Source organism: Rhizobium sp. C104 (assembly GCF_022354505.1).
GTDB lineage: Bacteria > Pseudomonadota > Alphaproteobacteria > Rhizobiales > Rhizobiaceae > Rhizobium > Rhizobium redzepovicii.
Genome location: NZ_CP092348.1, coordinates 717,130 through 729,887 on the forward strand (window position 1 = coordinate 717,130; position 12,758 = coordinate 729,887).

At 62.0% G+C, this 12,758-nt stretch carries 11 protein-coding genes and 3 pseudogenes; 7 read left to right on the top strand and 7 right to left on the bottom strand.

The annotated features are described in order from the left end of the window. Positions 1–113 precede the first annotated feature (113 nt). A complete protein-coding gene (locus MF410_RS04585; protein ID WP_131711353.1) occupies positions 114–317 on the bottom strand; it encodes a hypothetical protein in 204 nt (67 codons plus the stop codon). Between the two features lie 78 nt (positions 318–395). On the opposite strand from MF410_RS04585, the gene MF410_RS04590 reads away from it, so the two are divergent. After that, positions 396–1,148, top strand: a complete 753-nt coding sequence (locus tag MF410_RS04590) for a pyridoxine 5'-phosphate synthase (protein WP_097629326.1) — start codon at positions 396–398, stop codon at positions 1,146–1,148. A 211-nt stretch (positions 1,149–1,359) separates the two neighbouring features. On the opposite strand, the gene MF410_RS04595 is transcribed toward MF410_RS04590, so the two are convergent. Continuing rightward, entirely contained in the window at positions 1,360–2,247 is an 888-nt protein-coding gene (locus MF410_RS04595) for an SDR family oxidoreductase (RefSeq protein ID WP_097629327.1), read from the bottom strand. 122 nt (positions 2,248–2,369) lie between these two features. On the opposite strand from MF410_RS04595, the gene MF410_RS04600 reads away from it, so the two are divergent. Continuing rightward, positions 2,370–2,786 carry a helix-turn-helix domain-containing protein gene (locus MF410_RS04600; protein ID WP_097629328.1) on the top strand — a complete coding sequence of 139 codons (417 nt, stop codon included), beginning with the start codon at positions 2,370–2,372 and terminating at the stop codon, positions 2,784–2,786. A gap of 15 nt (positions 2,787–2,801) precedes the next feature. Here the strand turns inward: MF410_RS04600 and MF410_RS04605 are convergent, their stop codons facing one another. From MF410_RS04605 to MF410_RS04625, 5 genes and pseudogenes are all read right to left on the bottom strand, one after another. Beyond that, the gene (locus tag MF410_RS04605; RefSeq protein WP_097629329.1) at positions 2,802–3,032 is read right to left on the bottom strand and encodes a DUF6429 family protein; all 231 of its coding nucleotides are present in this window, start codon (positions 3,030–3,032) and stop codon (positions 2,802–2,804) included. 107 nt (positions 3,033–3,139) lie between these two features. Continuing rightward, positions 3,140–4,348 (bottom strand): annotated as a pseudogene (locus tag MF410_RS04610) (MFS transporter). Between the two features lie 103 nt (positions 4,349–4,451). Next, positions 4,452–5,069: a TetR/AcrR family transcriptional regulator gene (locus MF410_RS04615; protein WP_097629331.1), complete on the bottom strand. Its 618-nt coding sequence runs from the start codon at positions 5,067–5,069 to the stop codon at positions 4,452–4,454. A 59-nt stretch (positions 5,070–5,128) separates the two neighbouring features. Continuing rightward, positions 5,129–6,045, bottom strand: a pseudogene (locus tag MF410_RS04620) (helix-turn-helix domain-containing GNAT family N-acetyltransferase). A gap of 234 nt (positions 6,046–6,279) precedes the next feature. Then, the gene (locus MF410_RS04625) at positions 6,280–6,999 is read right to left on the bottom strand and encodes an aspartate/glutamate racemase family protein (RefSeq protein WP_097629333.1); all 720 of its coding nucleotides are present in this window, start codon (positions 6,997–6,999) and stop codon (positions 6,280–6,282) included. 155 nt (positions 7,000–7,154) lie between these two features. On the opposite strand from MF410_RS04625, the gene MF410_RS04630 reads away from it, so the two are divergent. The 5 genes and pseudogenes from MF410_RS04630 to MF410_RS04650 all read left to right on the top strand — a co-directional run bounded on the left by MF410_RS04630 (position 7,155) and on the right by MF410_RS04650 (position 12,655). After that, a complete protein-coding gene (locus tag MF410_RS04630; RefSeq protein ID WP_097629334.1) occupies positions 7,155–7,619 on the top strand; it encodes an Lrp/AsnC family transcriptional regulator in 465 nt (154 codons plus the stop codon). A gap of 185 nt (positions 7,620–7,804) precedes the next feature. After that, entirely contained in the window at positions 7,805–8,203 is a 399-nt protein-coding gene (locus tag MF410_RS04635) for a PH domain-containing protein (protein WP_239620210.1), read from the top strand. A gap of 126 nt (positions 8,204–8,329) precedes the next feature. Next, entirely contained in the window at positions 8,330–8,845 is a 516-nt protein-coding gene (locus tag MF410_RS04640; RefSeq protein WP_097629336.1) for a BA14K family protein, read from the top strand. 282 nt (positions 8,846–9,127) lie between these two features. Then, a complete protein-coding gene (locus MF410_RS04645; protein ID WP_097629385.1) occupies positions 9,128–10,393 on the top strand; it encodes an NAD(P)/FAD-dependent oxidoreductase in 1,266 nt (421 codons plus the stop codon). Between the two features lie 308 nt (positions 10,394–10,701). Further along, positions 10,702–12,655: pseudogene (locus tag MF410_RS04650) on the top strand (translation factor GTPase family protein). Positions 12,656–12,758: the final 103 nt, after the last annotated feature.

Here is a 12,758-nt window from a genome sequence, read left to right on the forward strand (position 1 = left end):
GGCGAGTGGGGTTTTCCTCTGGGCGTTCTTGTCATTGGGAAAGAAGCAGTACGCGGCCTACGTTTACGCGATACAATGTCCACGTTATGCGTGAACGATCTCTTTTATAAGTGCTAAAAATAATCTCTTTTAAATGGGATAGCAACGTAAGGGCATATTTTGCCGGCACGCCTTCTGTGCTGCAGCAAAACATGTGCTGCGCTGCCGCATGATCCGGCCATCTTCGGAAGGTAGCGGGAATTACTGTTTGCGCTACGCTTGCCGTCGATGTTCGATTGAAATGCTTGGGTTTCATCAACGTCCGGCATCGCATCCATCTGCGAATCTCGTTGGCCATTGCAGAGCACTTGGCTTAAAGCAGGGCATCCCGTTTCCGTGACCGATGGATGCCAGCCATGCCCGCCAAGCTCTCCGTGAACCTCAACGCCGTCGCCATGCTGCGCAACCGGCGCGACCTGCCCTGGCCGAGCGTCGAAGCGCTGGGGCGAATCGCCCTTGCGTCAGGAGCGAGCGGCCTGACGGTGCATCCGCGCCCCGACCAGCGCCACATTCGCTTTTCCGACCTGCCCGTGATCCGCAATCTGATCGATGACGAATTCCCGAACGCCGAGTTCAACATCGAAGGTTATCCCACGGAGGAATTTTTTGACCTCTGCGCCGGAGCCGCGCCCGAGCAGGTGACGCTGGTGCCTGACGATCCCGCGCAGGCGACCTCGGATCACGGCTGGGATTTCCGCAAGCACCGGGCATTTCTGACCGATGCCGTCGCACGGCTGAAGACGATGGGATGCCGGGTGTCGCTGTTTGCCGACGGAGACGGGGATGCTGAAGCCGTCGAGATCGCCAAGGCCGTCGCCGCCGACCGGATCGAACTTTATACCGGTCCCTATGGCGGCTGTTACGATGCGCCGGAACGGGCGGCCCCGATTCTCGAAGCGCTCGGACGGACGGCGGATGCGGCGCTGGCGATCGGCCTTGCCGTTAATGCCGGCCACGACCTGACGGTCGCAAACCTGCCCGATCTGGTGAAGCGCATTCCGGCGCTTGCCGAGGTGTCGATCGGCCATGGGCTGACCGCCGATGCGCTGGAATATGGCATGGCCGAGACGGTCAGGCGGTTCTGCAGGGCGTGTGGGCAGAAGGTTTGATCGCGAACTCACTCAATTTGCCGCGAGGGAAGAGTGCCCTGCGCCCAAGGACTTGGGCGCGCTGGATTCCTGTGCTTGTCACAGGAATCCAGCCACGGCACGTCCCGCCGTGAATGACTCCTCTGCAATGAGGAGCTTCTTCCACTCAAGGATCAAGCATGCCGTGCCCCCGTCCTCAGGTGAAATCCGAGGAAGGGGGCAAGCCTCGGTCTCAAGCCGTCAAAGCAGCCTTATGCGCCACGAAGAAATCCTTCAGCGATTGCGGCCGTTTGCCCGTCAGCTTGGTGAAATCCTCGGTGACGATGTCGAACTTACCGGCGCGGATGTTGGCGTCGGCCGACACCAGCATGTCGGCGACGAAGCCGGGGAGGCCGGCACCGCGCATGCCCTGACCGAGCTGTTCGTCATTGACGTCGACCACTTCGAGTGGCTTGCCGGCGGCTTCGGCGGCGATGCCGGCGATCTGGCGGTTGTCGAGAGACACCGCACCGGTCAGCGTGTAGGTGGCGCTGTCCGATGTGCCGGAGGCAAGGACGGCGGCGATCGCCAGGGCGCAGTCGTCACGCGAGATCGTCGAGACCTTGCCGTCGCCCGTGGCGCTGTACCATTTGCCGCCCTGCAGGTTGTGCGGCATGCTGTGCAGGTAATTGTCGTGATACCAGGCGTCGCGGATGATCGTGTAGGCGAGGCCGCTCGCCTTGATGGCGTTTTCGCTGCCGAGATGATCAGGCGCGAAGGTGACGAGCGAATCGTCCGGCGCCGGCATCGAGGTATAGGCGATGTGCTTGACGCCAGCCTTGGCGGCAGCGGCAACGGCCGCCTTGTGCTGGGCGAGGCGTTTGCCGGGGGTATCCAGCGCATCGGTGCTGATGATCAGCAGGCGGTCGACGCCGGCGAACGCCTTCTCGAGGCCTGCCGCGTCATCGAAATCGGCCTTGCGGGTGATAACGCCCCTGTTTGCGAGTTCGGCGAGCTTTTCCGGGTTGCGCGTCGCCGCGATGATCTGGCCGGGGGCGACCTTATAGGTCTCGATGAGGTGATGGATGATGCGCTGGCCGAGCTGTCCGGCGGCGCCGGTGACCAGGATGGTTTCGCTCATAAGTCGGTTCCTTCTATGCTCGATAGGTAGTCTCAAAAAGAGAGCAGCACTAGAATAGGAATTGACTGGCGGTGTAAAGGAGGCAGTTTTTCGGCTCTACGTTACCAAAAGGGAACCAGCTCATGAGCGGCGCGGTCGTCAGTCTGAAAAACAGGATGCCGGGGGCGCGGCGCAAGATCGATCTTGCCAGCCTTGATTTTTCCAACTGCCCGGTCAGGGACATGATGCAGCAGATCGGCGGAAAATGGTCGACGCTGCTGCTCGAAGTGCTGGCGGCGGAGCCCCGTCGGTTCGGTGAGTTGCGGCGGATGCTGCCCGATATTTCGCAGCGCATGCTGACACAGACGCTGCGTGATCTGCAAAGGGACGGTTATATCGCTCGTGAGGTCTTCCCGACCAAACCGCCGAGCGTCGAATATTCGATGACCGAACTGGGCCGCTCGCTCTACCAGCCGCTGTCGCAGCTGTTGAACTGGGCGGAAGCCAACCATGATGCGGTGCGAGCCGCCCGCTCACATTTCGATTCCGCCGATGGTTAAGGGTGAGGGCCTCTTTTACGTCGATCGCGTAAACAGAGCGCGGAACAATTCCTCCGACCGCTGCAACCCTTCGTCGCTCAGAACAACTGATTTGGCCTTGCCCGCGGGATTGGCAATCAGACCCTTCTTGTACAAACGATCCATCGCGTCCCAGTCGAACCCTTTCCAGGCCCGATCGCCGTCATGCAGCGTCAGCCAGAGCAAAGCGAGAACGGCATCGTCGATCTTTTCTTCATCCATTTGCATGCCGGAAGCATCCCTGTAAGAACGAGAAAACCCTGTCGTCCTCGTACTTTAACTCACGTATCATCCTGAGATCGACTCCGATTTTCGGGATTATGCGTCAGGTCAGCTTACCTGTCGCGCCGTTCCGTGAGGAACAGCAGGAAAGCAAGCGCCGGGAAGGCGAAGCCGATCCAGGCGGTCATCGTCCAGCCGCCGGTCGCATAGGCCCAGCCGCCGAGCGCCGAGCCGAGCGCGCCGCCGGCGAAGAAGGTGGCCATGAACAGGCCGTTCAGCCGGCTGCGATGTTCCGGGTTCAAGCCATAGATGGCACGCTGGCCGCAGACGAGATTGGTCGTCACCCCGAAATCGAGCATGATCGCCGCCACAGTCAGTAGGATCAGGGCGGTCAGCGAGCCGTCCGCGGCGAAATGGCTGATCAGGAAGGAAGCCATGCCGAGCAGCATGGCAAGCGTCGAGGCAATTTTCGTCATGCCGCGATCGGCAAGCCGGCCGGCAATCGGCGAGGCAACGGCGCCGGCAGCGCCGGCAAGCGCAAAGAGGGCGATGCCGTTTTGCGTCAGGCCGAAGGCCGGGCTTGCGAGCAGCAGCGGTGTCGTCGTCCAGAACAGGCTGAAGGCGCCGAACATGCCGGCCTGATAAAGCGCCCGGCGCTGCAGCACGCGTGAGGTCAGCGCCAAGTGGCCCATGGAAGCCAGCAACTCGCCGTAGCGCAGCTTCGTCTTCGGCACGCGCACCGGCAGGTTGGCGCGCAGGATGACTGCGAGCACGATCATCAGCGCTGCGGTGACATAATAGACCACATGCCAGGACGAGGCCTCGGCGACGAAGCTTGCGAAGGGGCGGGCCAGCATGATGCCGCAGAGCAGGCCACTCATGACGTTGCCGACGACCTGTCCGCGTGTCGCGTCGGGCGCCATGTTGGCGGCAAAGGGAACCAGGACCTGAACGGCGACCGATGAAAGGCCGATGCAGAGCGAGGCGACGAGGAAGGCTGTGGGTGTCGAAGCCAGGGCCGCACCGATCAGCGCAACAGCGGAGACGGCAACCAGCAGCAGCACAAGCCGGCGGTTCTCCGTGAGGTCACCGAGTGGCACGATCAGCAGCAGGCCGAGGCCGTAGCCGATCTGCGTCAGCGTGACGATCAGGCCGGTTGCGGCAGGCGTGAAACCGAGACTCGGCGCTGATCGGACCGGCAAGCGGCTGGCCGTAGTAGAGATTGGCGGCCACCAGACCGCAGGCGGCGGCAAAAAGAAAGGTGAGCCAGGGGATAGCGCCCGTGGAATGGCCTTATCCGGCGCGGTGGCTGAAATGCTCATCAGAAACTCCGGTATGATTGAATGGATTAATCGCAAATCGGTCTGCCGGCGGCCACCCGTTTCCGGGCGCGCAGGGGAATGCAGGCATTCCCCTGGGCGGAAGTCAGGTCACCAGCTTCATCGCGGCTTCGGCAGCCGCGGCCATTTCTTCGCCACTGCGTTCCGTCTTGCCGATGACGCGCATGCCCTTGGTGAGGCAGAGAAGCGCAAGTGCCACAGCCGATACATCGATATCCGCCGAAATCGAGCCGTCGGACTGGCCGAGGCGAATGAGGTCGGCGAGAAGCGTTTCGTCGGTGATGAAGGCGGTGGCGACGCGCTCAGCCGCCTCTTCGTCGAAGAGGGCGAGATCGCCGGCGCTGCCGACGACGAGGCAGCCCTGCCTGCCGATTTCACCGTGGGAAGAGCCGGCAAAGAAGGTGATGAGCGCATGGAGCTTGTCGCGGCCGGTCTCTGCACGTGCCAGCTTGGCATCGAGCAGGCCGCGACGCACGGCACGGTAGCGGTCGAAGGCGGCGAGGAAGATGCCGCGCTTATCGCCGAAGGCCTTGTAGACACTGCCGGCGGCAAGCCCCATGGCTTCGGTCAGTTCGCTGATCGAGGCGGCATGGTAGCCGCGCTCGGAAAAGACACGCAGCGCCGCGTCGAGTGCCGCCTCGGCGTCGAATTCCCGCGGACGGCCGCGACTGCGGGTTTTCAGTTGGAGTGTCGTTGCATTCATGTACGCCTAATTAGGAAATGAACGTTTCCAAATCAAGCGAAATTTTGCGACGCAGTGATTCAGAGGGTGAGAACCCAGTTTTGGCCATTCGCTTCGGGGCCGAACATGCGATGTCTTCTTCGGAGACAAGGCGGAAGCCTGATTTGACGTAGATGGCGCGGGCGGTCTCCAGCATGTCATTGGTCCAGAGCTGAAGTTCGCGGTAGCCTTTCTGCCTGCAAAAGCGGATGCATTCGTCGACCAGCAGCTTGCCGAGCCCGAGGCCGCGGGCCGACTTGTCGACATAGAGCAGCCGCAGCTTGGCGATGCCATCGCCGCCATTGGTGACGAGGACCGAGCCGACATTGACGCCGCCGCGTTCGGCAATCCAGCAATATTCGTTGGCGGGATCGAAATTGGCGAGGAATTTGCCGGCGACCTCGGCGACCAGCGCCTCGAAGCGTAGGTCCCAGCCATATTCCTCGGCGTAGAAGCGGCTCTGGCTCTGAACGATCCAACCGATATCGCCGGCGCGGTGGGCGCGGATGACAGCGGGGGCGGGCTTGGCTGCCGGGTCGAGCAGGGCGCGGATCGTGTCCATGGCCGAGACGATGGCTTGCGGTTCGCCGATCGCCAGATTGTCGAATCGGGCGGCGATCTGGGCATTGGCGCGCCGGCCGAGTTCCTCGAACTGCGCGCGTCCCCGATCGGTGACATCGATGATCTGGCTGCGCAGGTCGGCCGGATCTGGACTGGTCTCGATTAGCCCTTCGGCGCGAAAGCGCTTGAGAATGCGGCTGAGATAGGCAGGGTCGAGATGCAGGTCGCGGACAAGGGCTGCGGCGCTGATGCCGTCATGCGATCCGATCTCGAAGAGAATGCGGGCATCCGTCAGCGTGAAGGGGGAGTCGAGATAGGCCTTGTTCAAGAGGCCGAGGAAGTTCGTGTAGAAGCGGTTGAAATCGCGGGCGGTTTCGATGAGAGCGGTATCGGACATGGCAAAGGCCTCCCAATGGAGACCTCGGACTTGCCGACAAGGCCGGCCACTCACCATTCGTCATGCTCGGGCTTGTTCCAAGCATCTGCTTCCGGTCGATGGGTAGCAGATCCTCTGCACAAGGTCGAGGATGACGGCGCGTAAGTAAGCTAGGCTCGTCGATGAGACCGAGGCCTTCAAACGAAGACATTCGTTATATATTTAGTGGACTGAGTCAACTAAACTGTAGCGTACTCACGCAGCTTCTTCCGTTTCCGCTTCGTCGTCGCCGAGAGCGAAATCCACCGCCGCATGGGCATGGATCGACGTGGTGTCGAAGCCCGGGAGCGGCAGGCGGGTGGGATCAAGGATCAGGCAGATCTCGGTGCAGCCGAGGATGATGCTGTCGGCGCCGTGCTCTGCGGCGCGGTCGATGATATCGATCAGTTTTTCGCGCGAACTGTCGTGCACCCTGCCGGCGCAAAGCTCGTTGAAAATGATGTCGTGCACAGTGGTGCGGTCGGCGGCGTCGGGCACCATGATATCGAGACCGAGGCTCTTCATCCGGTCGGTATAGAATCCGTGCTCCATCGTGTAGCGGGTGGCAAGCAGCAGCGGACGCTTACGGCCGGCCGCATGCAGCGATTTCGCCGTCTCGTCGATGATGTGGATCAGCGGCGCGGAGATCTTGCCGGCGACCTCATCGGCAATCAGGTGCATGGTGTTGGTGCAGATGAGGATACAGCCGGCGCCCGCGGCCTCAAGACGCGCTGCCACCTCGCCGAGGCGGCGAGCTGCGCCAGCCCAGTCGCCTGCCTTCTGGAGTGCGACGATCTCCTCGAAATTGACCGAATGCAGAATGAGCTCGGCCGAGGCAAGGCCGCCTTTGCGGGCGCGCACCATCTCGTTGACGAGCCGATAATAGACCGCCGAACTTTCGAAACTCATGCCGCCGATCAGGCCGATCGTTTTCATCTCTTCATGCTCCCATGCTGCGAGTTTTGAAAATGATGCCGCAATGCTCGCGCGGTGTGTTTGCGTTGTTTGTCTTCCATATCAAATATCTGCTATGGTTTTGCGCAGTTTTTAAAAACCGTGCAAAAATCGGGCGGAGGATTTCCTTAAGGCACATGCTTGATGATCGTGACAGACGCATTCTCGACACGCTGCAGAAAGATGCAGGCATATCCGTGACCGATCTGGCCGAATACGTGGCGCTATCGGTCTCGGCCTGCTCGCGCCGCATTCAGCGGCTGGAGGAAAGCGGCCATATCCTTCGGCGCATCATCGTGCTCGACCGGGAAAGGATGGGCGTGCCGACGACGGTCTTCGCGCTCGTCAAGACGGCACACCATTCCGACGAATGGACGGAAACCTTCCGCAGGATCATCAGCGACATCCCCGAGATCGTCGAAGCGCACCGGCTGACCGGCAACCACGATTACATCCTGAAGATCGTGCTGCCGCGCGTCGAGCATTACGATGTCATTTATAAGCAGATCGTGCGCAAGCTGGAACTCTTCGACGTCTCGGCGTCGATCTCGATGGAGGAGTTGAAACAGGGAATGGCGATACCCGTGGGCTATGCCCGATAAAACGGCATTTTGAGAGGCTGCGATAATATGAGCAACAGCGATATTCATAGCTATTTTCTGCCAGGCGAAAAACTTCTTTGGTCGGGGCGTCCAGCACAGGGATTTCGTCTGACAATGTGGGATTTCGCCCTCGTTCCCTTCTCTCTTTTTGGGGCGGCTTCGCTCTCTTTTGGGAGACCAGCGTATTGACCACGCCGGGAACGCCGGTTTTCATGCGCCTATGGGGTATCCCGTTCGTTCTGATAGGCCTTTACCTGATCGCGGCACGCTTTGTCGTCGATGCGGCCGTGCGGGCGCGTACCGAATACGCCCTGACCGACCGGCGCGTCATCATTCGCAGAAGCGGTCTCCTTCCGAATTTCTCTGCCACCCAACTCGACCTGCTGCCGTCGATCAATCTCGAAGAGGGCAGTTTCGGTAGGGGGACGATCACATTCGGCACGTCTTCTTTTCAGCGATACAAAACGGCAGGCGTCTGGACGCCCAGCCTGTCAAGAGACCCTCAGCTTCTGGGAATCGACAGCGTGCGGCAAGTTTTTAATCTTCTGGAAAAAGCACGGCTCGATTGCATGAAAAGCCGATAGTTCTCCGCGCCATCGATGGCGATTAATCTGCCTCGATACGGAACGTTTTTCGACATATTGCGTTCACCTTTGGTTCAGGAGGAGGGGAAGCTATGCCTCCTCTTGGAGGAGTAGAGGAGAACAGTCATGAGAAAGCTAACCATTTCAGCGTTATGCTTGATCATAGGTATGCCCGGCGTACCGGCGCAGGCGTTTCCGGCTATCACCGCACCCAGGATCGAACCTCAGCAGCCGACAGAGTATGTGCAATGGCATGGCGGCCATGGCCACGGGGGTGGCGGCCATCACGGTGGTTACCATCACAGTCATGGATCGGGTTGGGGCTGGGCCTTGGGCGGTCTGGCCGTCGGTACGATCATAGGCGGCGCATTGTCCCAGCCCTATTACGGCTCGTATTATGGCTCACCCTACGGCGGCTATTACGGTCCGCCTTACCGCTATTATGGTTCGCCCTATCGCTACTATGGCTCGCCTTACCGCTATTATGGCCGGCCGTACCGCGCCTATGCATCTTCTGCCTATTATGGAGGAGGCGGAAGCCACGAGGCTTGGTGCTATTCGCGCTATCGTTCGTACAGGGCGTTCGACAATACGTTCCAGCCCTATCACGGACCCCGTCGCCAGTGCGTCGGTCCCTATTGATCGGCGCGTTACGCATCTGCGCCGTGAACTGCTTCGAGGCGACCCCCGTATTGCGACCCGGCGACACGGCATGCCTGTGTTGAACCGCGGCTGACGCTCGGGCTGGGTGGTTACGACTCGGCCCGAGTTCGGCTCCCATGAGCTTTCCCACAGGAAAAGCCGATAATCATCGAACCCTCTCCACTGCCGGCGGCGCAGGGCAGGCATGCCGAAACGGCAGTTGCAACATTCGCGGCAAAAGCCACATTGGTTTCGAGCGAAATGGCGCAAAAGGGGCAGGTCATGAGCGATCATCATGTCGTCGTTGTCGGCGGCGGTTTCGGCGGGCTGCAACTCGTCAACGGGTTGAAGGGGGCGGGTGTGAAGGTCACGCTCGTTGACCGGCGCAATCATCATCTTTTCCAGCCGCTGCTCTATCAGGTGGCGACCACCATCCTTTCCACCTCGGAGATCGCCTGGCCGATCCGCCGCCTCTATGCCGACCGGCCCGATGTGACTGTGCTCCTCGGCGAGGTCACCGGCGTCGACAGCGGCGCCAGGACGGTGTCGCTGCGCAACGGCATAACTCTGGGTTACGATACGCTGGTGCTGGCGACCGGGGCGACGCATGCCTATTTCGGTCGTGACGAATGGGAACCGGTGGCGCCCGGCCTGAAGACGCTGGAGGATGCGACGACGATCCGCCGGCGCGTGCTGCTTGCCTTTGAGAAGGCGGAGATGGAGCGCGATCCCGCCGCGCGCGACGCGCTTCTTACCTTCACCATCGTCGGTGCCGGGCCGACCGGCGTCGAGCTTGCCGGCATTATCGCCGAGCTCGCGCATTTCACGCTGCCGAAGGAATTCCGCAACATCGATACGCGCAAGACCCGCGTCGTGCTGGTCGAGGCGGGCCCGCGGGTGCTGCCGACCTTCGCCGAGGAGCTTTCGGCTTATGCTCAGACGGCGCTGGAAAAACTCGGCGTCGAGATTCATCTCGGTAGGCCGGTGACCGACTGCAACGCCGACGGCGTGAAGATCGGCGAGACCTTCGTCGCCAGCCGGACGATCGTCTGGGCGGCTGGCGTCACCGCCTCGCCGGCGGCCCGCTGGCTCGGTGTGCCGGCCGACCGGGCGGGGCGCGTCGTCGTCGAGAAGGATCTGAGCGCGCCTGGCCTGCCCGATGTCTTCGTCATCGGCGACACCGCTTCCGTCATGCGCGGGGACGGCAAACCGGTGCCGGGCATCGCGCCGGCGGCCAAGCAGCAGGGCGGCTATGTCGCCAAGGTCATCCGCGCCCGCCTGTCGGGAAAATCGGCGCCAGCGCCTTTTCGCTACCGGCATCAGGGCAGCCTTGCGACGATCGGCCAGAGTGCGGCGATTATCGATTTCGGCCGTATCAAGCTGAAGGGATGGATCGCCTGGTGGATCTGGGGCCTTGCCCACATCTACTTCCTGATCGGCACCCGCTCGCGCTTCTCCGTCGCCTGGAGTTGGCTGTGGATCTATCTCAGCGGCCAGCACAGCGCCCGGCTGATCACCCAGCGGGAGACGATGCGGGAGGAGGGGTAGCCTCTAGCTTCGAGTCGAGCCGGTGGACAGCAAGGGGGTGCCACACGGTAAACCCTCTCCTCCGTCATTCCTGTGCTCGTCACAGGAAAGGGTGGGTGGCGAAGGCCCGCACCGGATTTCTACCGAACGGTGGCTGAGGCAATACTCCCACGCTTGACTCATCTCCCCACACCGCCTTAGCATCCCGCCCGCGTCCCCCAACCACCACCTGGGGTGTCGCATCCAGCCGTATCAACGGATAGAGGTTCCAATGCGCCGAGTCACTTCTCACGAAAATCACGTCCGAATTTCTGAGAAGTTGGTGGTTCATGCGCACTTTGAATCTGGGCATCCTCGCCCATGTGGATGCAGGCAAGACTAGTCTTACCGAAAGACTGCTTTTTGACGCCGGCGTCATCGACAAGCTTGGCAGCGTCGATACCGGTAATACACAGACTGATACCCTCGAACTCGAGCGACAGCGCGGCATCACGATCAGGGCCGCGGTGGTGTCGTTTGCGATCGGCGACAGGGTCGTCAATCTGATCGACACGCCCGGCCACCCCGATTTCATCGCCGAGGTCGAGCGGGTGCTTGGATTGCTGGATGCGGCGGTCGTCGTCGTTTCGGCGGTCGAAGGCGTACAGGCGCAGACGCGTGTGCTGGTGCGGGCGCTGCGGCGGCTCGGCGTTCCCTTCGTCTTCTTCATCAACAAGGTCGATCGTCTCGGCGCGCGGTACGGGGATGTGACGGAGGCCCTTGCCGCGCAACTGGCGGTGCGTCCCATCGCCATGTCCTCCGTCATCGATGCCGGCAGCAAGCTTGCCCGGGTGGAGGCTCTGGCGCCGGGAGACGAGCCGCTTTTTCAGCGCTCTGCGAGGCGCTCGGTGAGAACGACCAGGCGCTGCTCGACGACTATGTGCTCGTCCCAGAACGACTGACCACGGAAAGGCTCGGGCGCAGTCTGGCCGATCAGGTGGCAATGGGCTTGGTGCATCCCGTTTTCGCAGGAGCGGCCATGACCGGCGCCGGCGTGCCGGCGCTAAGCTCGGCCATCGCGACGCTGTTGCCCGAGCGGCGGCTTGATCCGGACGGGCCGGTCGCTGGCAAGATCTTCAAGATCGAGCGCGGCTGGGGCGGCGAAAAGCTCGCCTATCTCTACCTGACTTCGGGGACCCTGCGGCTGCGGCAATATCTGGATCTGCCGGGGGAGAGGAACGGGTGACTGCAATCCATGTGTTCGAGGCCGGCCGCAGCCATGGCGCCGCGAGCTTCTGCGCCGGCCAGATCGCCCGCGTCAGCGGCCTTGCCGGTGCCCAGATCGGTGATGCGGTGGGCCGCAATCCGGCCTCGGGCGGGCGGGCTTACTTTGCCCCGCCGACGCTCGAAACGCGCGTGCTTGCCCGGCGGCCCTCGGACAGCGCGGCGATTTGGCTGGCGCTGAACCAGATGGCCGAGCAGGATCCGCTGATCAATTTGCGCAGGGCCGAGGAGACGAATGAAGTCTTCGTGTCGCTTTATGGCGAGGTGCAGAAGGAAGTGATCCAATCGACGCTGCTGACGGATTTCGGCCTCGAGGCGGGTTTCGAGGAAAGCACGGTCATCCTGGTCGAAAGACCCGTCGGCAGCGGGGCCGGCCTGCAGATACTCTTCAAGGAGCCAAATCCGTTTCTCGCCACCATCGGCCTGCGCGTCGAGCCGCGTCCTGCCGGCGCAGGCAACAGCTTCGCGCTCGAGGTGGAGGTCGGCCAGATGCCCGTCGCCTTTTACCGGGCGGTCGAGGAAACCGTGTTCGAGACGCTGAAGCAGGGCATTTTCGGCTGGCAGGTCATCGATTGCCATGTGGCGATGACGGCGGCCCGGCACAGTTCGCCCGCAAGCACTGCCGCCGATTTCCGGCAATTGACGCCCTGGGTGCTGGCAACGGCGCTCTCGGCTGCGCAAACGGCCGTCTGCGAGCCTTTCGACCGCTTTCACCTGGAAGCGCCTGTCGAGAGCTTGAGCAGCGTGCTGACTCTGCTGGCGAAGTCCGCTGCGGCGACGTCGCATTCCGTGATCGCCGATGGCGTGGCGCGGCTCGAAGGCATTCTCGCGTCTCAGATGGTTCAAAGCGTCCAGCAGCAATTGCCGGGCCTGACGAGCGGGGCAGGGACGATGGAAACCGCTTTCGATCACTACGCCCCGATGGCCGGGCCACCGCGCCTGCGCCGGCGTTCGGGGCCCGATCCGTTCAACCCGGTCGAATATCTGCTGCAGCTGCAGTCCGCGAGAGCCTCCTGCTGAGATGCGCAGGCCGAAGGCCGGAGCCTGGAAGCACGGGGCGGTCACTCCGATATGGCGGCTAGGAGGATGCCGGCCCATCAATAAAAAGGCGGCCCCCGAAGGA